The organism is Candidatus Legionella polyplacis (assembly GCF_002776555.1).
Taxonomy (GTDB): Bacteria; Pseudomonadota; Gammaproteobacteria; order Legionellales; family Legionellaceae; genus Legionella_E; species Legionella_E polyplacis.
On record NZ_CP021497.1, the window covers coordinates 88596 to 112855 of the forward strand.

Genomic DNA, 24260 nt, shown 5'->3' on the forward strand with positions numbered 1-24260 from the left:
TACTATTATTTTGCAATAATAGTAATTTCTATAAATTATTTCTTTAATAAATAAAATATTTAATTTACGCAAACACTCTTTTTTCTTCATTCCCTGTAATATTTCCTATACAACGATTACAAAGATCTAAATATTTTAAACTACGTCCAATATCTTTACTTCTATGCCAACATCTTTCACATTTTTTATACTTACTTTTTTTAATTAAAATTTTAATATTCTTATCAAATTGATTTGAAATTTTACTATCTGTTTGACAAATTTTAACATTTGAAACTAATAAAATAAATTTCAATTCATTTTCTATTTCTTTAAGAGACAAAAAAAATTCTTTATTTACATATAAAACAATTTCAGTTTCTAAAGATGATTTAATGATTCCTAAAATACGTTGTTTTTCTAATTCTTTATTTACTTGATTACGAAGTTTTTGTATTTCATCCCAAAAATACATTTCTATACTAGAAATATTTGGCCATTTATTATACCAAGATTGAATAAATATTGAATTACTATCATTGCTAGGTATATTTTTCCAAATTTCTTCAGCAGTAAAAGATAAAATAGGAGCTAACATTCTAGTTAAAGAATGAACAACATGAAACATAGCAGTTTGACATGAACGTCTTGCTTTACTTTCTTTTGCATTAGTATACTGCCTATCTTTTATAATATCTAAATAAAAACTACTCATATCTAATAAACAAAAATTATATATCTTTTGATATACAATATGAAAATTATATTGATCATAAGCTTTGATAACCTCTTCTTGCAACTTCATACAACGAAAAATTATCCATTTATCTATTTCTACAAATAAAGTATTATTAAAAACTAAATGTTTCTCAGGTTCAAAATCAAATAAATTAGCCAAGACATATCTTACTGTATTTCTAATACGTCTATATGCTTCTTGAATTCGTTTAATATTTTCATTTGAAACATTTATTTCATTTCTATAATCAATAGAAGTTATTAACAAACGTAATATATCAGCCCCATACTGATTAATTAAGTCTCTTAAATTTACATAATTTTTAGCAGATTTAGAAAATTTTTTTCCTTTAGAATCTAATATATATCCATGAGTTAAAACAGATTTATAAGGGCTAGAATTATTAATTATCGTAGAAATAGTTAATGAAGAATTAAACCATCCTCTATATTGATCATATCCTTCTAAATATAAATCTACAGGAATAATAAAATTTTTTATTTTTTTAGATAAAAAATTATAAGATGTTCCAGAATCAAACCATACATCTAAAATATCGTTAACTTTAATATATTCTTTATATTTAGAACCTAAAAATGATTTAAGATCTAAATTTAACCAACTATCTATTCCGTTTTTTTCTATTAAGTTTGCAATATTTTTTAAAAATTTATTAGTATCAGGATGTAATTTTTTAGTTATTTTATGAATAAACAAAGGCATAGGAGTACCCCAAGACCTCTGACGAGAAATGCACCAATCTGGTCTTTTATTAATCATATCTATCATATGATCTTTTCCCCAACTTGGAATCCATCGAACTTTATTAACATTCTCAATAATTTTTTCACGCAATTTATTTTTATTCATAGATATGAACCATTGAGGTGTTGCTAAATAAATTACAGGTGTTTTATGTCTCCAACAATGAGGATAATTATGGATTACAAAAGTTTGATATAATAAACTATGTTTCTTTTTCAAAATTTCAATAATTTTTTTATCAGATTTTAAAACATTCATCCCACCTAATAAGTTAATATCATTAAAATAGCGACCTTTTTTTGAAACTGTGTTTACAATATTTAAATTATATTTTTTTCCTATCAAATAATCTTCAGGACCATGAGCTGATGCTATATGAACACAACCAGTTCCAGAACTAATACTAATATGATTATCCAAAACAATAGGTACTTTACGAGAATAAAATGGATGAAAAAGCAAAAAATATTCTAATTCTTTAGCATTTATTTTTAATAAAACCTTATATTCTGTAATAGAATAACGTTTCATTACTTCATCTGTTAATAAACAAGATATCAAAAAATAATTTTGATATGTTTCTACTAAACTATATTTAGCATTTGAATTTAAACAAACAGCTTCATTAGAAGGTAATGTCCATGGAGTTGTAGTCCAAATTGGAACAATAATAGGCTTATTAGATATGTTTAAACAAAATTTAGAAAAAAATTTCTTTATGTTAACTAAAAAAAATGCGACATCAATAGAAAACGATTGTTTTTGATTATATTCAATTTCTGCTTCTGCCAAAGAAGAATTACAATCAATACACCAATAAATAGGTTTAAATCCATATTCTAAATATCCTCCTTGAATAACTCTACTTAACACACGAATAACATTCGCAATATAATGTTTATCCATTGTCAAATAACAATTACTCCAATCAGAAAATATACCTAATCGTTTAAATTCTTTTTTTTGAATACTAATCTGACCTTTTACATATTTATAACATTCTTTCTTAAACTCTAAAAAATCAATATTTTTTCCACACTTCCCAAATTCTTTTTCAATATTTAATTCAATAGGCAAACCATGACAATCCCATCCTGGTATATAATTTATATTAAAATTACCAAAAATTTTAGTTTTTAAAACTATATCTTTTAGAATTTTATTCAATGCATGCCCATAATGCAAATCGCCATTTGCATAAGGAGGACCATCATGCAATATAAAATTTTTACATTTCACTCTATGTTGTTTAATTTTTTCATAGATATTTGATGAAGTCCATTCAAGTAATATTTCATGTTCACGTTTTGTTAAATTTGCTTTCATAGGAAATAAAGTATATGGCAAATTTAAAGTGTCTTTATATGCTTTTATCATATATATAATTAACTCCAAAATTAAATTTTATATTTTTCATATCATGATAAATTTGTATTGCTAAATCTCTAATTGATAAAAATCTTATCTCATTATGAATTTTTTTAATAAAAAAAATTCTTAATTTTTCATTATATAAATTATCATTAAAATTTAGAAAATATATTTCTAACTTAGTTTTTTTTCCATTAAACATAAAATTCTTTCTAAAATTTGCTATACCAACTATCCAATTTCCTTTTTCTCTTTTAGCTCTTACAATAAATACCCCTCTAATAGGAATTGAATTTAATCCTTTAACAATGAAATTAGCAGTAGGTATTCCATTAATTTTTTCGTTTCCATTCCCTTTAATAATTCTTCCTAAAATACTATAATATCTTCCTAAAAATTTAGAAGCTTCTTTAAACTTACCATTATATAACAATCTTCTAATGTAAGTAGAACTAATCCTTTTATTAAATTTTAAAAATTCTGGAAAAATTTGAATTATAATTTCACCATTTCTATTATTATCCTTTAATAAGTTAACATCACCAATCTTATTATGACCAAATTTAAAATCTTTACCAACAAGTAAATATTTTACATTTAAAAATGAGAAAAAATAAACTTTTAGAAATTGAATAGCAGACATACAAGCAAGATGTTTGTTAAATCTTAAACAAAGCACATAATTAATATTAAATTTTTTTAATAAATATAATTTTTCTTTTAAATTTGTCAATCTATAAAAATTGTCATTACTATTTCTAAAATATTCATTAGATTGTGGTTCAAATATTAATACTACTGTAGGTAATTTCAATTTTTTAGATTCTATACAAAATCTTTTCAATAAAGCTTGATGTCCTAAATGAACTCCATCAAAATTACCAACTGTGACTGCACTACCTTTTAAAAAAAATAAACAACCATTATTAGTATCCCTTAATAAACGCATTTCTTTTTAATAACTGAAAATAACAATTTTATAAAAAATAAACCCGCTATATTGAAGTAGCGGGTTTATTTTATACATAAACCAACATAAAATTACTTTATTTACATTTTAACTGACTCACAAATGATTCTTACATCATACCCATATCACCCATATTATTCATCCCTCCTGCAGAAGGATTTATTGGTTCATCTTTCTTAGGTAATTCTGCAATCATACATTCTGTAGTTAACATTAAACTTGCAACAGAAGCAGCATTTTGTAATGCTGTTCTAGTAACCTTTGTTGGATCTAATATACCCATTTCTACTAAATCTCCATACTCTCCTGTAGCAGCATTAAATCCATAATTTCCTCTATCTTTATATTCAGATACTTTATTAACAATAACAGAAGCTTCATATCCAGCATTAGCAACTATTTGACGCAAAGGAGCTTCAATAGCTCTTCTCAAAATATCTATTCCAACATTTTGATCCTCATTATCTCCTTTAAATCCATCCAAAGCTTTCTGCGCTCTGATTAAAGCAATACCACCTCCAGCTACTATCCCTTCTTCAACAGCAGCACGTGTAGCATGCAAAGCATCCTCTACTCTAGCTTTCTTCTCTTTCATTTCAATTTCTGTAGCTGCACCAACCTTTATAACTGCAACACCACCTGCTAGTTTTGCAACACGTTCTTGTAATTTTTCACGATCATAATCCGAAGTAGTATCTTTCATTTGAATCCTAATTTGTTCAATTCTAGATTCAATATCTGATTTCTTACCAGAACCATCAATTATTGTAGTATTCTCTTTTGTTACTACTACACGTTTTGCTGAACCTAAATCATCTATAACAGTAGATTCCAAACTTTTTCCTACTTCTTCAGATATAACCTGACCATTTGTTAAAATAGCTATATCTTGTTGCATTGCTTTTCTACGATCACCAAATCCAGGTGCTTTTACAGCACAAACTTTTACAATACCACGCATAGTATTAACTACTAATGTAGCTAATGCTTCTCCCTCTACATCTTCCGCTATTATTAATAACGGACGACCCGATTTAGCAACTGCTTCAAGTATAGATAACATATCACGAATATTAGAGATTTTCTTATCTACTAATAAAATATATGGATTTTCTAACTCGGCACTCATATTTTGCTGATTATTTATAAAATAAGGGGAAATATATCCTCTATCAAATTGCATTCCCTCAACCACCATAAGCTCATTTTCCAATCCATTTCCATCTTCAACAGTAATCACTCCTTCTTTTCCAACCTTCTCCATTGCTTCAGCAATGATAGAACCTATAGCTAAATCAGCATTTGCAGAAATTGTACCTACTTGAGCTATTGCTTTACTATCTTTACATGGTTTTGACATAAATTTTAAATCTTTAGTAATGACAGTAACTGCTTTATCTATACCTCTTTTCAAATCCATAGGGTTCATTCCTGCAGCAACTGCTTTATGTCCCTCAACAATTATAGCACGAGCTAAAACTGTCGCCGTGGTTGTACCATCACCAGCTGTATCCGATGTCTTAGAAGCAACTTCTTTGACCATCTGAGCTCCCATATTTTCAAAACGATCTTCAAATTCAATTTCTTTAGCAACAGTAACACCATCTTTGGTAACTGTAGGAGCACCAAACGATTTTTCTAACACTACATTTCGACCACTAGGTCCCATTGTAGCCTTAACCGCATCAGCTAACGCATTAACTCCTATAAGCATCTTTTGACGAGCCTTATCACCAAAACGTAATTCTTTAGCTGTAGTCATTTACAATCTCTCCTCTACGTATTTTATATTATATAATAAAAACTTCTTGTTATTTATCTTCTATTATTATACCCATAATATCATCTTCACGCATTACTATAAATTCTTCACCCGATAATTTTACCTCAGTTCCAGAATATTTACCAAACAAAATTCTGTCACCAATCTTAACGGATAAAGTTCTAATATCACCATTATCTAACAACTTACCATCTCCAACAGCAATAACTTCCCCTTGCATTGGTTTTTCAGTTGCTGTATCTGGTATTAAAATACCAGCAGCTGTTTTACGTTCTTCCTCCATACGCTTTACAACAACACGATCATGCAAAGGACGAATTTTTATACCACTTATCATTTCTTAATTTCTCCTAGTTTATCTTACTTACTCATAATAACCAATTCTAAAAGTTTAGTAACTTAAACTCACTCTATACGATATATGGGGTTTATAAAAATAAATTCAAGAGCAATTTTTAAAAAAAATAATTTAAGATCTAACAATAAATTTCATATACAAAATATACAAAATACAATTAAAAAATAATCTATAAGATTAATATTTTAAATAAAAATCTATATTTTCTTAACAAAAAATCTTACTTTTCAAAAACAAACAAAATAATTTAATAAACAATTATCTTTTTTCTACTATCAAACTTATTATTAAAATAATAAATTTAAATTAAAGTTAAAATTTTAATAAAAACTAAAAATATTTAAAAACATATATATATCATGTAATAAATATATTAAAAAACCTATCACTTAATATTTTTAAAGACTTATTAAAATATTTTAGATAGGTTTTTAATAATGTAAAAATACTACTTTTATCCAATAAAAAATTTATTTATAAATAAATAATACTTTTCCATAAAAAAATAAAAATACAACTTCTTCTTGTAAAATACTTTACAAAATAAAATGTTAAAACAAAAAACATAATAATATAATATAATAATTATATATACTATGTTTATTCCTTATTTGACGAAGAAGTAAAAAATCCTAAAACACTTAAAATACTTACAAATAGGTTATATATAGATACATACAGTGACAATGTAGCCATTATATAATTAGTTTCTCCACCATAAATAATTTCACTAGTCTGAAATAAAATTAATCCAGAAGAAAGTAAAATAAATAATGAAGATATTATTAACTCAATAATTTGTATACGAAATATAATACCAGCAATCATAAATAAAAAAGATACCATCGTAACAATAAATAAAAATCCAGATAAAAAATTAAAGTCCTTACGTGTTATTAAAACATAACCAGATAATGCAAAAAAAACTACTCCAGTTCCTCCCAGCGCAACATTAACCAAATGATATCCATTAGCAAAGTTCATTACATAATAATTAATAGTAGGACCTAACGAATACCCTAAAAAACCAGTAAATGCAAACACACTTAATAAACCTAATGCACTATGTCTTAATGAATTAGTTAAAAACATTAATCCATATACCCCAAAAATCATTAATAACGGATTTAAAGGCTGCACATTAAAAATAAATGCCAAATAAGCTATTAAGGAACTAAACATAAATGTCATACCTAACAATAAATAAGTATTTCTTAAAACCTTATTAGTTTCAATTAATACATTACGATGCCTACTGGCAAAACTTACATTTCTATTCATATATAAACTCCAAATTTATTATTTTTTTAATTAGTTTAACATACTAAAAAATAATACTCCATCTTTTAAATTTAAAAATATATTTAGTAAATATAAATGTAATACTTTTTCAATTTAACACTCATTTACTTAATAAAAAGTTATTTTTTATTTCTTGATAAAATATTGTTATTATACTTATAATAAATATTTTTACAATAAACAGATATATAAACAAAATAAGGTATTGTATGAAAAATGACGAAAATATATTAAGTACAGCTAAAAATATATTATTAAATACAGAAGAAATAGATGAAAGAATTATAAATAAAATAATTACATCAACCTTAATAAATAACGATTCTAGTACAGATTTATACTTTCAAAACAAAATACATGAATCTTGGTATATTGAAGACTCAAAAATTAAAAAAGGAAATTTTTCTATAAAACAAGGATTTGGAATGAGATCTATTATAGATGAAAAAATTAACTATACATATTGCGATGACATATCTTTATCTTCCATCAAAGATGCAACAAAAATAATACAATCTGTTTATACAAATAAAATAATAAACATATCCAAAAATCTTAAAAAAAAAAAAACACACATAGAAGAAATATATCATAAAACAAAACAATATTATTCTACAATAAATCCCATTGATAACATGAGTCAAGAAAAAAAAATATCTATACTTCAAATAATAGATGAAGAAGCTAGAAAATTAGATCCAAGAGTTATTCAAGTATCTGCTTCGCTAAATGGATGTTTTGAAACAATTATTATTGCAAATTCAAATCTACAAGAAAAACTAATAGCAGATATTAGACCATTAGTTAGTATAAAAATTAAAATAATTGTAGAAGGAAAAAACGGAAAAAGAGAAACAGCACAAATTGGCGGAGGAGGAAGAACTTCTTATTCATATTTTTTTCAAAATAAAAAAGCAATAATATATGCTAAAGAAGCAGTAAAAGAAGCAATAACCAACCTTGACTCTTTAGATGCCCCTGCTGGAAGCATGCCAGTTGTATTAGGACCTGGATGGCCTGGAATTTTATTGCATGAAGCTATAGGACATGGATTAGAAGGTGATTTCAATAGAAAAAAATTATCAGCTTTTTCTGGGAAAATAGGAAAACAAATAGCCTCCAAAGAAATCACAATTGTAGATAATGGAACACTAAAAAATAAACGAGGATCTATAAATATAGATGATGAAGGCACACCATCACAATGTACTACATTAATCGAAAATGGAATATTAAAAAACTATATGCAAGACAATTTTAATGCTAAATTAATGAAAACTAAATCAACTGGAAATTGCAGACGTGAATCTTATGAATATCCTCCCATTCCAAGAATGACAAATACATATATGTTACCTGGAAAATTTGATCCTAAAGAAATAATTGAATCAGTAAAATATGGAATATATGCAACTAATTTTGATGGAGGTCAAGTAGATATTACATCTGGACAATTTGTTTTCTCTAGTAGCAAAGCTTATCTTATAAAAAATGGAAAAATTAGCAACCCAATAAAAGGTACAACTTTAATAGGAAATGGAACAGAAATAATGAATAAAATAAGTATGATTGGAAATGATTTAAATTTAGATTATGGAATTGGAACATGTATAAAAGATAATCAATCCGTTCCAGTCGGAGTTGGTCAACCTACCATAAAAATAGATACTATCACCATTGGAGGAACAAAAAATAAATAAAATATAAAAATAAACTCTTAAAAATATTTATCTTTAATAATACTTTATAAATATCTTAATAAATAGTTATTTATTAAAATAAATAAAATCAACACTTTTTCTAAAAATAAAGATTTTTCTCTATAAAAAATGAAATCATTACTTTAATGCTAATAAATTTTAGCGCAATCAATCTAAAATTTTATTAAACTTTTTTTTTAAAATATCACTTAAACCAACCTTATAAACTGAAGGACGAAAAAAACATTTATATTTATCAGGTAAAAATTCTAAACGTTTACTACTATATTTACTAATATCTATTAATTCTTTTGAAGAAAATAAACGCTTACCTTTCTCCATAACTTTATATAATAAAGGTTCTTGATCATATTTTTCAATAAATAAAGATTTTTTATTGTTAAATGGATGATGCATAATAGAAATTTTATGTTCTTCACTTAAAGAAATTACATCTGCCCCCAAAAAACATCCATCTTCATCTAAAATTCTATACACTTGTTTTTTATAAGGAAAATTTTTTTTATAAATATCATCAGAATATTTAATGCTCGGATTATGATTTAAAAAGGAAAGTTTATAAACACCATCCAATGCTGCATCAGGATAACCAATAACCAAATCAGTTCCTACCCCAAAAATATCAATAGGAATTTTTTTATCTAATAAATCTTTGATGACATATTCATTTAACTGATTAGAAACAGCAATTTTAATATAATTCAAACCAGCAATATTAAGAGCATATCTTACTTTTTTTCCCAAATAAAATAAATCTCCACTATCCAATCTTACACCCATCAATCTTTGACCGGTTTTTTCTATTTCTTTTGCCACTGTAATTGTATTAGGAATTCCACTATATAAAGTATTATATGTATCTAACAAAAAAAGACACGATTTAGGCCAGATAGAAAAAAAATCACGAAAAGCATCAGATTCTTTTTTATAACTTTGTACAAAAGAATGAGTCATAGTACCAAATACAGGCACTCGATAATCACGTCCAATACTAACATTACTTGTACTATCAAAACCACCAATAATAGATGCTCTACTGGCATGGTATCCACCTAGTCCCTGGGATCTCCTTAATCCACAATCAAATAATTGACAATTTCCAGCAACTTTCCGTATTCTACTAGCTTTTGTAGCAATTAAAGTTTGAAAATTCAAAATATTAAGTAGTATAGTTTCAATCAATTGAGCCTCAATTAAATTAGCTTCAATAATAACTAATGGACAAAAAGGAAAAACTATTTCTCCTTCTAATACAGAATAAATGGTGCCATTAAATCGAAAATTTTTTAAATAATCGATAAAATTAGAATGATACTTAAGCTCTTTAAAATACTTTTCATCAATTTCATTAAAATGAAATTTTTCAATTGCATTAAGCAAATTATCTAAACCAGCAAAAATTGCGTATCCACCATTAAAAGGAATTTTGCGAAAAAAATAATCAAAAATAGCTTTATCTTCACTTTTTTTTCTTAAAAAATATACTTGTGCAGTTGTTAACTGATAATGATCAATATAACTTCCAGTCAATGCAAACATTTATAAAATCTCCAAAATTATATATATAAAATACTATGTATTCATATACATTAAAATTCCTATACATAAAAATCAACATATCATCAATAATAACAACTTTAAAAATTCATATTTTTTTTAAATAAATAATCTTTTTTTATATAAAATCATTAATTACACTTAATATAAAATTAATATTTATTAATACTTTCGATAAAAATATTATTTTCAATTTTAATTGATCCTTAAATAAAAAATATAGTAAGATCACAATTATTTATAAAATAAATATCAGCAATAATTTTCATTTATAAAAAAACAAATTTAAATAAATGAACAATAAAACTCTTGAATACTATTTAAAACGCCACGAATTTTTTTTAAAAAATATTTTTAATCATATTAATATCCCATCTAATCGCATTAGAAGAGCAATTCTATATACACTTTTCCCTGGTGGAAAAAGAATAAGACCAATGTTAGTATATTTAAGCGGAGAATTATTTAAAATTAAAAAAAAATCTATATTAGACATAATTGCCGCATCAATTGAATTAATACATTGCTATTCATTGATACACGATGATTTACCATCAATGGATAATGATGATTATCGAAGAGGAAAACTAAGTTGCCATAAATTTTTTGATGAAGCAACTGCTATTTTGACTGGAAACGCCATGCAAGCATTTGCTATTGATTTTTTATTAAAAAGATTATCTAAATTACTAAAGCCTAGAAAAATAATATCAATTGTACATACACTTCTACTAAGTTCTGGAATACAAGGAATAATCAGCGGACAAAGCTTAGATCTACATATAACAAAAAATCATTACTTAAATAAAAAAACATTATATAAAATATATATGTTAAAAACAGAAAAATTAATTTCTGCATGTTTTAAAATGGTTTACAAAATCCCTTCACATCCATCATTACTAACTATAAAAATAGTAAATAAATATGCATATTATTTAAGTTTAGCATTACAAATTCAAAATGATTATTTAGATTTTTATAATAAAAATTTTTCAGGAAAAAAACGAACTTCAGATTTTATAAATCAAAAAAAAACATTTGCATCATTATATGATAAAAATAAATTAAGTAACATTATCAATACATATTTTCAAAAAGCTAAAGATATCATCCTTCCATTAGGAAAAAAATCTAAAAATTTAATTTTTTTAACAAAAAAATTACAAAAATATACTAATTCAAACATAAAAAACTATAAATACAAATAAAAGACAAAAAAAATAATTTTATTTATCATATTTTGAATGATGTATATATATTACATATATAAACAATCCTAACAACAAAAAAAATATAGGACCAAACCATAAAATTATAGTTTGAACTGTAAGAAATGGATTTAATAATATAAAAGACCCATATTTACTAACTATATAATTAATAATATTATTATTATTTTCACCATTCATTATTAATAAATAAATTTTGTTTCTTAAATTATTAGAAAATTCTGAATTAGAATTTAATAAATCTTGATTCTGACAAACAAGACATCTAAAATTTTTTAGCAAATATATAAAACGATCCTTTTCTTGTATTGCATGAAAAGGATATAAAACTTTTGTCATTCCAACTAACAAAAAAAAAGAAAATACTAAAATTAATCTAATCACTTTTGCAATATATAATTACTATAAACTCTTAATTTTTGGCAAAAAAATTGATTTCCACACTTTCTTATTTAATTCTCCAATATAACAAATCCTAACAATTCCATTTTTATCTATCAAAAAAGTAGTGGGAAAACTATAAATTCCCAAATCAATAGATATTTCTCCACTATAATCTGTTACTATAAATTTATAAGGATTCCCCCAAATAAACAACCATTTTTTTATATTATAAATATCATTTTTATAATTCAAACCATATATATAAAAACCTTTTTTATATAAAAACATTAATAAATTTTTTTCTTCAATAGAAGAATCATAATAATTTGTCCATACATTTAATAATGACAAATGTCCTTTAATATTTTTAAATAAACTAATTTTTTTTCCTTGATTAGAAATAAATTGATACTTTAATAAATTTTTTCCTAAGTACGAACAATAAAACTGCTCTTTTCTTAAAAATAAAGCCTTAAAAAAAAGATACAATAATAAAACAACTAAAATAAAACTTAAACCAAACCAAAAAACTATATTTAACTTCTCAAAACTTTTCTTACATAAGAGCATAATTTCTTTTTATCAAAATTCAATAAATATGGAATTATTAATCCAAATAAACCACCACAAAAAATTAATATTCCACCAAACCATATCCATCTAATAAATGGTTCATAATAAAAATATATAATCCATTCTTTATCAGATATAGAATCCCCCAAAGTTATATATATATCACGAAAAAAATTTTTATCAATACCTGCTATACTCTTTACCATTCTATTCACATTATAAATACGTTTTTCTGAATAAATATTTTTTACATAATTATTTTTTTTGTTATATATTAAAAATTGAGCTTTTATACCATGGTAGTTTGGTCCGTATAAAGGTAATTCATCAGAAAAATATATTTTATATCCAGAAAAATAAATAGTATCTTTTAAATTCATACTAACAATTTCCTGATTTTTATATACTGAAGAAAGTACAATCCCTATTAACATAATTGAAATACCAAAATGCGAAACTATCATTCCAAAAAATGAAGCTCTTATCTTTTCTTTATTAGAATAATATTTATTAATACGTACTAAAACTAATTGTAATAAATTTAAAATCATACAAAATGATAAAGATATTCCTAATAAAGCATAGATTTTAATCACACCAAAAAATAAATATAAAAAAATAAAAGATATAAAAAAACTTACACAAATAATATATCTAAAATTACATTTTTTTTTAATTAAAAAATTATTATAAAAACATAAATTAATTCCAAAACTCATAATCAATATTAAAGGTAATATTAAAAAACTAAACATAATATTAAAATATGGAGCTCCAACAGATATTCTTCCATAACCTAAAACATCAATTATGATTGGATATATTGTCCCTAAAAAAATTGTCATAGTACATGTAATTAATAAAATATTATTTAACAATAACATTTGTTCATAAAAACTAAATGAAACATCTCTTTTATTTGAAAATAACAATCTTTTTATCTTTAAAGAAAAAAATATTAAAAAACAACTTACTAATAAAAAGAAAAAACATAAAATATAAAAACTTTTTTTAGGATCTATGGAAAAAGAATGCACTGATATTAAAATTCCTGATCTGACTAAAAAAGTACCTATAAGACTCAAAAAAAAAGATACAACAACTAATAAAATACTCCTAATACTTAAATATTTTTTTTTCTCATCAACCAATAAAGAATGTAATAAAGCAGTACTAATTAACCAAGGCATTAGAGAAATATTTTCTACCGGATCCCAAAACCACCACCCCCCCCATCCAAGCTCTCTATAAGCCCACCAACTACCTAAAATAATACCTATAGTTAAAAAACACCATGAAAATAAAACTAAAGGCCTTATTAGTTTCCACCAAAATATTTCTTTTCTATTCCTCTTAAAAAATAAAATTGACATAACAAAAGAAAAAACCACAGAAAACCCAACATATCCTATATAAAGAATAGGAGGATGCAATAAAAATCCTATATCTTGTAATATAGGATTTAAATCAAACCCATTAGAAAAATTTAAAAAAAACTGACGTTCAAATGGATTAGATTCTAATAATAAAAAAACAAAAAACCCAATACTTAAAAAACCTAATACAACTAACGAATAAATTCTATTTACTAATTCAAATCCCATAGAAAAATAACTAATTATTAACATCCAAAAACTAAGTACTACAATCCAAAATAACATAGATCCTTCATGACCACTCCAAACAGCACATATTTTATAAAACCAAGGTAAATATATACTGGAATTAGTTAATACATACGTTACAGTAAAATCATTTTTTAAAAAACACAAAATAAGACATAAATAAGAAAAAAAAACAAATAAAAACTGCATTCTTGCATATAAAAAAATTATTTTTCCTAAAAAAATCTTATTTTCTTTCCAAATTTTAAAAATAGGAACTATAACAATTAATATAGAAAATATTAAAGCAATAAACAAAAAAAATAAACCAATATTGACAATCATAAAATATACTCATATTAATGATTATTAAAGCAAAACAAAAATAAAGTTACTTGCTAAAAACTAAAAATCTTTTCTTTATAAGGTATATAATTAGCGCTATGTTTAGATAATACTTCTGTCGCTATAAAAAACTTTTTATCATAAACAATTTTACCTTTTACTACTACTTCTTGACCTTCTTTAAATAAATTTGGCAAAATTCCATTATAAATTACTGTAAAAGTATTATTATAATCAGTTAATTGAAATCTAACAAACAAATTAGATTTCCTAAAAACACTATTCTTAACAACCACTCCACCTAAACGAATAATACAATTTTTCTGAAATTTTTTATGTAAAATCTGTGTTGGAGTATAAAAAAAATTAATATTATTTTTTAATAAAAATAATATTATGCTAACTAACAAAGTAACTAAAATAAAAGCAAAGAAAACTAATAACATTTTATTTATTTTTATCTTACTCATCTTTTATTCTTTTCAAGTAAAATTTATAAACTTTACTTTTCAATCTTAAATATCTTATTTTCAAAATAAAAAAATTAATTAATAACACAATTACTACTGTCATATAAGAAATCCATATATAAAACGTATAATCCCCCATACTCAAAACAATAAAAATTTTTCTCATAATTTCTTTAACATAATAAAAGATTTAACCCATTTAGAATCATATTCATGCAAAACAATCTCATAACAAACTTTTTGAAATATAAACCAAAAACAATAAATAATGAATCCAAATAATGTTATTATCAGAGGATAATACATACTGAAAGTAATTTTAGTTCCATACAAAAAAGAAAAAGTTGATCCCTGATGTAAAGTACTCCACCAAACAACAGAATAATGAATAATAGGTAAATCAATTAAACCAACTAATATCAGAATAGATACTATCTTAAAATTCTTTCCTCTATTTACATAATTACTATTGCTAACAATAAAAATTGACAAATATATAAAAAATAAAATCAATTCTGAAGTTAAACGAGCATCCCAAACCCACCAAGTACCCCACATTGGTTTTCCCCATATACTACCAGTTATAAGAGTTAAAAATGTCATTAAAATACCTAAAATTACAAAACTATCTAACAAAATAATAATTATTCCACTTTCTAAAATAAGAAAAATCAACCCTAAAAAAGACATGACGATATAAATCATAATAGATAAAAAAGCAGTTGGTACATGTACATACATAATTCTAAAAGCATCTCTTTGATAATAATCTGATGGAGAAAAAAATAATCCACATAAAAAACCTAAAATTAAAAAAATACAAAAAATGATACTAAATCGTTTAGACCATTTTTTAAAAAATAAATAAGTTTTCTCACTATAAAAATTTGATTTAAAAAATAACTTTAACATGAACTATAAATTTCCTCAAACATTAACAACATATTATCATATAAAATTCAATTTATTCTTAAAATATTTAATCATTAAAATTAATACGAATAATTTCTGCAATAACAAATGGTAAAAAACTCATAAATAGCAAAGAAATTAATAACAAAACAATTAAATAAATTCCAAAAGGAAAATTATTAATACTACTATTTATGATAGTACTTCCTAAAATAATTACTGGAATACTTAATGGAAAAAAAATTATAGAAATCAATGCTCCTTTCTGAAAGTGTCTTTTTACCAAAGCAGAAGCAAACGCCGCAAGAAAAAAAATAGTTGGACTTCCAAATATAAAACTCAATACTATAATAAACAATTCATAAATATTAAAATTAAATAACAATGCTAAAAACGGACAAAATATTAAGATTGATAATAAATTCAAAAAACAATAAGAAAAAATTTTTGCACTTACCATCAATACCAACGGATAACCAGACACTAACCACTGTTCAATAACACCACATTCATAATCCTGTATAAACAACACAGATGAAGATAATAAACACATTAATAATATTGATATCCAAAATAATCCAGGAGAAATACTTGTAATCGATACATATTCTGAAGATAAAGTCAAAGGAAAAAATACATTAACCATTAAAAAAAATAAAACAGAATATAAAACAACACTCGGTTGTCGAATACATAATAATATTTCACGATTTATTTGTCTTAAAAATAAGATCCTTACATTTATCATATCTTTTATATAAAAAATACTCCAAGTAATTAATTTTTTTTAAAACAATATCCTGATGAGATATCAATAGAATCATTCCACCACAACTCAAATGATTAAACATAATCTTTTCTATAAAAACAATCATTCTTTTATCTAAAGAAACAAAAGGCTCATCTAACAACCAAAATTTAGCATTTGTAATTAAAATCCGTAATAAGGAAACTAGTCTCTTCTGCCCTGTAGATAAATAGTAACATAAATCATCATAAAAATCTTGTAAATTAAATTTCCTTAATATTTTTCTATAATCCACTTCTAAATTAAAAAAGTTTATATCAAAAAAAATATTTTCTTTTACAGTTAAAAATGGAGAAAATCCTAATTTATGTCCAACAAAACAAATATTTTTTTGATATAAAAACAAATTGTCCAATATATTCATACCATTATATAATATGGATCCATTTTTAGGAAAAAAAATACCTAATATCACCTTTAATAAAGTTGTTTTACCAACTCCATTATCTCCTTTTAAATGTAGTAACTGACCATCACCTATACAAAAATTTACATTTTTAAAAATAAATCTATCCGTATAACCAAAATCTAATTTTCTAATTTCAAGCATATATCTTTATTGTATAAAATATTACTTTATGTAATAAAATCTTTATATATATAATTTACTATATAAAATATTTTTATATATTAAAATTAATTTTACAATGATTTTATAAATTAATTTAATACAGAATTTTATTTTTTTAAAAAATCTAGTAAATTTTACTTTCATAAAAGTATCTAATATATAAAATATTATTTTTATAAATTTAACTAAAATAAAATCATATTTTTAAATAGCTATTTAAATTTAGATAAAGTATCTCATAAAAATATTTATTTTTTATGAATATAAAAAAATTTTCTTAAAATCATCCTAACAAAATTATTATAATAATTCTCTACTATTATTCCATTAAACAATAATATCTTTCCTAATTTTAAATAATTTTGATGTTTTTGATAAAAAATTGAATTAACAACAATTTCCGCCATAGCAGAATAATCTTCTATACTAATAATTACAATTTCTTTTTCACTTTTTGTTAAAACACTTTTAATATTATTTATTAATCCACAACAAGAATAACATAAACCTTTCTTAATAGAAGTTAAATCAAAAATAGTAAAAACAAATTTTTTAAATTCTTTAATATATTTTTTTGTAGGATGATCTGTTAAATACAACCCTAACGTCTCTTTTTCACCAGAAAGCCTTTCATAATCTGACCAAGAATCTTTTAATTTAAAATAATCATTATCTTCTTGATAATTATCTTCCAAAGAATTTAATAAATTAATTTGTCCATATTGAACATCTTTATGAATTCTATTAACATTTCTTAAAATATTATGCAATGAATTATATAAAATAGATCTACTTTTCATAAAACAATCCATACTTCCACTTTTTATTAAAACTTCTAAAACCCTACGATTTATTTTTTTCAAATCCATTCGATAACAAAAATTAAATAAATCAATATATTCACCATTTTTTATACGTTCTTCTATAATGAATTTAATTATTGACACTCCCAATCCTTTAATGGCACCTAGTCCATATAAAATTGAATTATTATCAATAACCATAAATTTATATTGTGATTTATTAATAGATGGAGGAAGTACTTTAATATTCATTCTAAAACATTCATTAATAAATATAATTATTTTATCCGTATTACTCATATCATAAGACATAACAGCTGTCATAAAAAATGCAGGATAATTAGCTTTAATCCATGCAGTACGATAAGTGAGTAAAGCATATGCTGTTGAATGAGATTTATTAAAACCATATCCTGCAAATTTTTCCATTATATTAAAAATATTAATTGCTAATTTAGATGAAATATTAGACTGTTGTGCTCCTTTAACAAAAATATTTCTTTGTTTATCCATATCATCTTTGTTTTTTTTACACATAGCTCTTCTTAATATATCAGCAGAACCTAAACTATAATTTGCAAGAACTTGTGCAACTTGCATTACTTGCTCTTGATATAAGATAACACCATAAGTTTCCTCTAAAATTTCTTTTAAACTAACATGTAAATATGAAATTTCTTTCTTTTTATTTTTACAATTAATAAAATTTTCTACCATATTTGATTGTAATGGACCAGGTCTATATAATGCAATTAATGAAATAATATCTTTAAAACAATTAGGTTTTATTTTTTTTATTAATTTTCTCATTCCATATGATTCTAATTGAAAAATACCAATAGTATTACAAGATTGAAGTAAAGAAAATGTCTTTTCATCATTAAGAGGTAATAAACTTATATTAACATATTCCTTATTGGATCTTTCTTTTTCTTTATTTATAAAAGAAATCGCCCAATCTATAATTGTCAAAGTTTTTAAACCTAAAAAATCAAATTTTATTAGTCCAATATATTCAAGATCACTTTTATCCAATTGACTCATAAATTGTAAAGAATCTTTCTCACAATAAATAGCAGTAAAATTAGTTAATTTCGAAGGTGAAATTACTACTCCTCCAGCATGTTTACTAACATTTCTAACAATTCCTTCAAGTTTCATTGATAAATCAATTAATTCTCTTACTTCTTCTTCATCATTATAACGACTCATTAAAATATGATTTTTAGATAATGCTTCATATAAAGATACACCTAACGTATAAGGAATTAATTTTGCTATTTTATCAACAAAACTATAAGGATACCCTAAAACACGACCAACATCTCTAACAACCGCTTTTGCAGATAAAGTACCAAATGTAATAATTTTAGATACATTTTCTTTTCCATATTTTTTTGAAACATATTCAATAACACGATCTCTTCCTAAAATACAAAAATCAATATCAAAATCAGGCATAAAAACTCTTTCTGGATTTAAAAAACGCTCAAAAAATAATTTATATTTTATCGGATCTATATCAGTAATATTTAAAGAATATGCAACAAGAGAACCAGCTCCAGATCCTCTACCAGGTCCAACAGAAATCTTATTTTTTTTAGCCCAACAAATAAAATCAGCAACAATAAGAAAATAACTAGCAAAACCCATTTTATTAATAATATGCAATTCATTTTTTAATCTTTCTTTATATTTTAAAAAAAGCTTATTACTGATATTTAATTCTCTCAAATAAATAATACTTTTAAAACGATTAAACAATCCTTTCATAGATAAATCAAATAAATAATCCTCAACTTTTTCACCATTAGGTGTAAAAAAATTAGGTAAATATTTATTAGTAGTATTAAACATAACCGTACAACGCTTAGAAATTTCAACTGTATTTTCTATTGCCTGCGGTAAATCTTTAAATAAAACAACCATTTCTTCTACAGAACGTAAATACTGTTGAGAACTATATTTTTTATAACAATCACTGTTAGATAATGTATAACCTTTATTAATACAAACACGTACTTCATGAGCTTCAAAATCATTTTGATACAAAAAACAAACATCATTTGTAGCAACTAATGGTAAACCTAATTTATCAGCTAAACAAATTATTTTTTTATTATATTCAGATTCCCCTAATCTTCCAGTTCTTTGAATCTCCAAATAAAATCGATTATAAAAAATTTCTGAAAAGAATTTAGCTAATTTTAAAGCTAATTTTTCATCATTCAACAATAAAGCTTTTCCAATACAACCTAACCTTCCACCAGATAAAGCAATTAAACCATCTGAACAATTCCTTAACCACGAACTATATATTAAAGGCAAATCAATTTTGCTGCCAAATAATTTATTTTGATATGATTTTGATATAAGAGTCATCAAATTCTTGTAACCTTTTTCATTTTGACATAACAAAACTAAAGATGATATTTGTTTTAAATTGTCAGATAAACAATATAGTAAATCACTACCAAAAATAGGTTTAATCCCATTTTTAATAGCAGACTTATATACCTTAATAACTGAAAAAAGATTACAAAACTCAGTAACAGCAACAGAGTTCATATTCATATCTTGTAATCTTTTCATTAATAATGGAATTCTAATCAATCCATCCACAATAGAAAATTCAGTATGTAAACGTAAATGAACAAATCTTTTTTTACTTTTCATTTTTAAAATCATTATTATACATTTTTAATATTTTAAAAAAATTACTTTCATTTAAAATATTAATTCCAAATTTAATCGCTTTATTCAATTTTGAACCAGGATTAATGCCTTTAATAAGGTAATCAGTATTTTTAGAAATATGATTATTAATTGTAGCTCCCATATTCAACATATACATCTTAATATCTTTTCGCTTTATTTTAGTTAATGTTCCAGTAAAAACAATAATTTTTCCATTAAAAAAATCAAAATTTTTATTATTTAATAATTTAATATTTATTTTCCAAGAAATTCCAAAATCTAATAACTCATTAATCACATCTAAATTTTTTTTTTCATTTAAAAATGACAAAATATTTTTTGCACGTGTAAATCCAATATTTTTAATAGATAACAATTTATCCAATGTAGCTAATTTTAAATCTTTAATTGTTTGAAAATTAAAAGACAACAAACGTGAATGTACTACTCCTATCCCTTTAATACCTAAAGCATATAAAAATCTTGCAAACGTAGTATTTTTACTATTTTTAATAGATTTAAAAAGTTTTTTAGAAGATTTTAAACCTATTCCTGGTACTTTTAAAAAATCATTTATCCGCAAAGAATATAAATCAGATATAGATCTAACCAAATTGATCTCAACCAATTTATTAATTATAGATACACCAACTCCCCTAATATCCATAGCCTCACTTGAGGAAAAATGTTTTAATGTTCGTTTTAATTGGGCAAGACAAAACAATCCCCCAGTACAAAAAAATACAGATCGTTTAAAATTACTAATAACAAAAGAATTACAAACAGGACAATTTTTAGGAAAATTTATTTTTTTAACAAAACAAGTTCTTTTTTCCAAAATAATAGATAAAATTTTAGGAATAACATCTCCAGATCTACATATCTTAACAAAATCACCAATATGAATATCTTTTCGATAAATATCATTAAAATTATTTAAAGTAACCCTTTTAATTACTACTCCATTAATACAAATAGGATCTAACTTAGCTACTGGAGTTAAAACACCAAATCTACTAACCTGAAAATCTACTGAAATTATCCTAGATTCTTTTTCTATTGATAAAAATTTATATGCACAAGCATATTTTGGAAAACGAGCTGAATATCCTAGTTTATCTTGTAAACAAATATTATCAACTTTGCATACTATACCATCAATTTCATATGGAAAACTTATACGACTTTTTCTAAGCTGCTCATAATAAAAAAAACAAGAATCTAATCCCTTAACCAATTTAATTTTAGAACTTATTTTAAACCCTATACTTTTTAAAAATTGTAATCGAAAAAAATGACTATTTGGTAAAAAAAAACCACTAAAAGAACCAATACCATAACAATATATTGATAATGGTACATTTTGATATAAATTATTATTTAATCTACGTAAAACACCTGAAGCCGCATTTCTAGCAGTAGCAAAAACAGATTTATTTGAAAATTTAGCTATTTTATTCACTAAAAGAAAATCTTTCTTTGCAATATATATTTCTCCTCGAATTTCAATGAAATTAAAATTTACATTTTTTGGTAATATTAATGGAATATCAGATATATTCTTTACATTCACAGTAACATCTTCTCCAACCAATCCATTTCCACGTGTTATAGCATGCACTAATTTTCCATCTTTATAAACTAAATTAATTGCTACTCCATCAAATTTTGGTTCACAAGTAAAAAAAATACTATTAATATCCTTAAAATATTTTTTACAAATGCAATTAAAAAACTTTTTTAATTCTTCAAAAGAATAAACATTTGATAATGACAACATAGATTTTTTATGAAAAATTTTTTTAAAACAACTACTAGGATTTGTACCAATCAATTGTGTCGGAGAATTAGAATTGATATATTCTGGATATTTTATTTCTAATTCTTTTAATTGTTCAAAACACTTATCATAAACAAAATCTGAAACTAAAGATCTATTAAGATTATAATAATAATAATCATAAAGTTTAATTTTTTTTCTTAACTCTTTAATAAATTTCTTTATATTAGATCTCATAAAATTAATAATACTATAAATTTTAAAATTACATAAAAATCAATAAAATTAATATTTTAAATAACAAACATTATAATTTTTTATAAAAATTAAAAATAACAATTTTTATTAAAAAAATATTTAAAAAAATATTAAATTTTAATAAACAAAAATAACACGTAAAATTAAATAATAAAAATATTAAAAAGTAAATTTTACTTCACTTAAAAAAAATATGAAAAACATTGAAGAAACATTTACTAAACCATTGCTAAAATGGTTTGATAAATATGGAAGAAAAAACTTACCATGGAAAAATTCTATTAATCCAGATCCATATAAAATATGGATATCTGAAATTATGTTACAACAAACTCGATTAAAAACAGTCATCCCATATTATAATCGTTTTATAAATAAATTTCCTAATATCCAATATCTTGCTGAAGCATCGGAAGAGGAAATTCTTTTACATTGGTCAGGACTTGGATATTATAATAGAGCTATCAATTTAATTAAAACTTCCAAAATTATTTGGAATAAATATAACGGAAATTTTCCCAATCAAATAAAATTCTTAATTAAATTACCTGGAATTGGACCATCTACAGCCGCTGCTATAATATCCCAAGCTTTTAACTTACCAAAAGCAATACTAGACACTAATGCTAAACGTGTACTATATAGATATTTTAATCTAAGTTATATCGACAATCAAAAACATTTAAATATTAAATTAATTAACTTAGCAAATAAATGTGTATCAAAAAAACGTAGCGCAGATTATACTCAAGCAATTATGGACCTAGGTTTCTTTCATTGTAAATCAAGATATCCAAACTGTATAACTTGCCCTTTACATATAAACTGCATCTCAAAAAAAAATAAAATAATTCCTCCGTTATCTTATAAAAACCGTAATAAAAAAAATATAACAAAATGTAAAAAATTTCTATTAATATACAATTCATATAACGAAATTTTTCTTATAAAACAATCTTATAAAAAACTTTGGCCAAAATTATGGACTATTCCTTATATTGATTTTAAAATTTCTATTAAAGAATATATTGAAAATAAATATAATTTAAATAATATTAAAAATATATACTTATTAACTAAGTTTAAATATCCGATAAGTAATTTTATACTTAATGTAAAATCAATAGCAATACAAATTGAATCAAACCATACTTTTATAAATAAGAAATCAAACATAAAAAAATGGTTAAAAATAAATAAATTAAATAAAATTGGATTATCTAAAATATCTATTAAAATTATAGATTACTTTAAAACATATACAAAGCAATAAAAAAT

At 23.3% G+C, this 24260-nt stretch carries 19 protein-coding genes; 3 read left to right on the forward strand and 16 right to left on the reverse strand.

The features are described from left to right. Positions 1-64: 64 nt before the first annotated feature. The 5 genes from ileS to CCU22_RS00485 all read right to left on the reverse strand — a co-directional run bounded on the left by ileS (position 65) and on the right by CCU22_RS00485 (position 7246). On the reverse strand, positions 65-2860 hold the full coding sequence (ileS, locus tag CCU22_RS00465) for an isoleucine--tRNA ligase (protein WP_233485113.1): 2796 nt from the start codon (positions 2858-2860) through the stop codon (positions 65-67). After that, positions 2844-3803 carry a riboflavin biosynthesis protein RibF gene (gene ribF, locus CCU22_RS00470; protein ID WP_100114656.1) on the reverse strand — a complete coding sequence of 320 codons (960 nt, stop codon included), beginning with the start codon at positions 3801-3803 and terminating at the stop codon, positions 2844-2846. The genes ileS and ribF overlap by 17 nt, the downstream gene beginning before the upstream one ends. A 130-nt stretch (positions 3804-3933) precedes the next feature. After that, complete coding sequence (gene groL / locus CCU22_RS00475) at positions 3934-5586, reverse strand: chaperonin GroEL (protein ID WP_100114657.1); 1653 nt, start codon at positions 5584-5586, stop codon at positions 3934-3936. A 49-nt stretch (positions 5587-5635) separates the two neighbouring features. Continuing rightward, complete coding sequence (gene groES / locus CCU22_RS00480; RefSeq protein WP_100115020.1) at positions 5636-5932, reverse strand: co-chaperone GroES; 297 nt, start codon at positions 5930-5932, stop codon at positions 5636-5638. Between the two features lie 633 nt (positions 5933-6565). Continuing rightward, positions 6566-7246: a Bax inhibitor-1/YccA family protein gene (locus CCU22_RS00485; RefSeq protein WP_100114658.1), complete on the reverse strand. Its 681-nt coding sequence runs from the start codon at positions 7244-7246 to the stop codon at positions 6566-6568. Between the two features lie 230 nt (positions 7247-7476). Here CCU22_RS00485 and tldD point away from each other — a divergent pair, with 230 nt between their 5' ends. Then, positions 7477-8967, forward strand: a complete 1491-nt coding sequence (gene tldD / locus CCU22_RS00490; RefSeq protein ID WP_100114659.1) for a metalloprotease TldD — start codon at positions 7477-7479, stop codon at positions 8965-8967. Positions 8968-9135: 168 nt separating this feature from the next. On the opposite strand, the gene CCU22_RS00495 is transcribed toward tldD, so the two are convergent. Then, on the reverse strand, positions 9136-10527 hold the full coding sequence (locus CCU22_RS00495; RefSeq protein WP_100114660.1) for a nicotinate phosphoribosyltransferase: 1392 nt from the start codon (positions 10525-10527) through the stop codon (positions 9136-9138). A 311-nt stretch (positions 10528-10838) separates the two neighbouring features. On the opposite strand from CCU22_RS00495, the gene CCU22_RS00500 reads away from it, so the two are divergent. Beyond that, the gene (locus CCU22_RS00500; RefSeq protein WP_100114661.1) at positions 10839-11756 is read left to right on the forward strand and encodes a polyprenyl synthetase family protein; all 918 of its coding nucleotides are present in this window, start codon (positions 10839-10841) and stop codon (positions 11754-11756) included. An 18-nt stretch (positions 11757-11774) separates the two neighbouring features. On the opposite strand, the gene CCU22_RS00505 is transcribed toward CCU22_RS00500, so the two are convergent. The 10 genes from CCU22_RS00505 to ligA form a co-directional block, all read right to left on the reverse strand. Further along, the gene (locus CCU22_RS00505) at positions 11775-12161 is read right to left on the reverse strand and encodes a cytochrome c-type biogenesis protein (RefSeq protein WP_100114662.1); all 387 of its coding nucleotides are present in this window, start codon (positions 12159-12161) and stop codon (positions 11775-11777) included. Positions 12162-12179: 18 nt separating this feature from the next. After that, positions 12180-12731 (reverse strand): redoxin family protein, encoded by a 552-nt coding sequence (locus tag CCU22_RS00510; protein WP_100114663.1) that lies wholly within the window; start codon positions 12729-12731, stop codon positions 12180-12182. Further along, complete coding sequence (locus CCU22_RS00515; protein WP_100114664.1) at positions 12698-14683, reverse strand: heme lyase CcmF/NrfE family subunit; 1986 nt, start codon at positions 14681-14683, stop codon at positions 12698-12700. Before CCU22_RS00515 ends, CCU22_RS00510 begins: the two co-directional genes overlap by 34 nt. Before the next feature lie 53 nt (positions 14684-14736). Next, positions 14737-15153 carry a cytochrome c maturation protein CcmE gene (gene ccmE / locus CCU22_RS00520; protein WP_100114665.1) on the reverse strand — a complete coding sequence of 139 codons (417 nt, stop codon included), beginning with the start codon at positions 15151-15153 and terminating at the stop codon, positions 14737-14739. Then, positions 15146-15319, reverse strand: a complete 174-nt coding sequence (gene ccmD / locus CCU22_RS00525; protein ID WP_100114666.1) for a heme exporter protein CcmD — start codon at positions 15317-15319, stop codon at positions 15146-15148. The genes ccmE and ccmD overlap by 8 nt, the downstream gene beginning before the upstream one ends. Further along, complete coding sequence (gene ccmC, locus CCU22_RS00530; RefSeq protein ID WP_100114667.1) at positions 15316-16065, reverse strand: heme ABC transporter permease CcmC; 750 nt, start codon at positions 16063-16065, stop codon at positions 15316-15318. Before ccmC ends, ccmD begins: the two co-directional genes overlap by 4 nt. Positions 16066-16132: 67 nt before the next feature. Continuing rightward, positions 16133-16813 carry a heme exporter protein CcmB gene (locus CCU22_RS00535; protein WP_100114668.1) on the reverse strand — a complete coding sequence of 227 codons (681 nt, stop codon included), beginning with the start codon at positions 16811-16813 and terminating at the stop codon, positions 16133-16135. After that, positions 16770-17423 (reverse strand): heme ABC exporter ATP-binding protein CcmA, encoded by a 654-nt coding sequence (ccmA, locus tag CCU22_RS00540; RefSeq protein ID WP_100114669.1) that lies wholly within the window; start codon positions 17421-17423, stop codon positions 16770-16772. Before ccmA ends, CCU22_RS00535 begins: the two co-directional genes overlap by 44 nt. 269 nt (positions 17424-17692) lie before the next feature. Next, positions 17693-20923: a DNA polymerase III subunit alpha gene (gene dnaE, locus CCU22_RS00545; protein WP_158521310.1), complete on the reverse strand. Its 3231-nt coding sequence runs from the start codon at positions 20921-20923 to the stop codon at positions 17693-17695. Next, positions 20913-22961, reverse strand: a complete 2049-nt coding sequence (gene ligA, locus CCU22_RS00550; protein ID WP_100114671.1) for an NAD-dependent DNA ligase LigA — start codon at positions 22959-22961, stop codon at positions 20913-20915. The genes dnaE and ligA overlap by 11 nt, the downstream gene beginning before the upstream one ends. A gap of 214 nt (positions 22962-23175) precedes the next feature. Between ligA and mutY the strand changes: the two genes are divergently transcribed. Continuing rightward, positions 23176-24255 (forward strand): A/G-specific adenine glycosylase, encoded by a 1080-nt coding sequence (gene mutY, locus CCU22_RS00555; RefSeq protein WP_100114672.1) that lies wholly within the window; start codon positions 23176-23178, stop codon positions 24253-24255. Positions 24256-24260 lie beyond the last annotated feature (5 nt).

Coding starts and splice junctions, on each gene's coding strand:
- groL (WP_100114657.1), bottom strand. CDS start 5,586: ATGACTACAGCTAAAGAATTACGTTTTGGTGATAAGGCTCGTCAAAAG.
- CCU22_RS00535 (WP_100114668.1), bottom strand. CDS start 16,813: ATGATAAATGTAAGGATCTTATTTTTAAGACAAATAAATCGTGAAATA.
- ileS (WP_233485113.1), bottom strand. CDS start 2,860: ATGATAAAAGCATATAAAGACACTTTAAATTTGCCATATACTTTATTT.
- tldD (WP_100114659.1), top strand. CDS start 7,477: ATGAAAAATGACGAAAATATATTAAGTACAGCTAAAAATATATTATTA.
- CCU22_RS00510 (WP_100114663.1), bottom strand. CDS start 12,731: ATGCTCTTATGTAAGAAAAGTTTTGAGAAGTTAAATATAGTTTTTTGG.
- ccmE (WP_100114665.1), bottom strand. CDS start 15,153: ATGAGTAAGATAAAAATAAATAAAATGTTATTAGTTTTCTTTGCTTTT.
- ribF (WP_100114656.1), bottom strand. CDS start 3,803: ATGCGTTTATTAAGGGATACTAATAATGGTTGTTTATTTTTTTTAAAA.
- dnaE (WP_158521310.1), bottom strand. CDS start 20,923: ATGAAAAGTAAAAAAAGATTTGTTCATTTACGTTTACATACTGAATTT.
- CCU22_RS00495 (WP_100114660.1), bottom strand. CDS start 10,527: ATGTTTGCATTGACTGGAAGTTATATTGATCATTATCAGTTAACAACT.
- ccmD (WP_100114666.1), bottom strand. CDS start 15,319: ATGAGAAAAATTTTTATTGTTTTGAGTATGGGGGATTATACGTTTTAT.
- ccmA (WP_100114669.1), bottom strand. CDS start 17,423: ATGCTTGAAATTAGAAAATTAGATTTTGGTTATACGGATAGATTTATT.
- CCU22_RS00485 (WP_100114658.1), bottom strand. CDS start 7,246: ATGAATAGAAATGTAAGTTTTGCCAGTAGGCATCGTAATGTATTAATT.
- ligA (WP_100114671.1), bottom strand. CDS start 22,961: ATGAGATCTAATATAAAGAAATTTATTAAAGAGTTAAGAAAAAAAATT.
- ccmC (WP_100114667.1), bottom strand. CDS start 16,065: ATGTTAAAGTTATTTTTTAAATCAAATTTTTATAGTGAGAAAACTTAT.
- mutY (WP_100114672.1), top strand. CDS start 23,176: ATGAAAAACATTGAAGAAACATTTACTAAACCATTGCTAAAATGGTTT.
- CCU22_RS00500 (WP_100114661.1), top strand. CDS start 10,839: ATGAACAATAAAACTCTTGAATACTATTTAAAACGCCACGAATTTTTT.
- CCU22_RS00515 (WP_100114664.1), bottom strand. CDS start 14,683: ATGATTGTCAATATTGGTTTATTTTTTTTGTTTATTGCTTTAATATTT.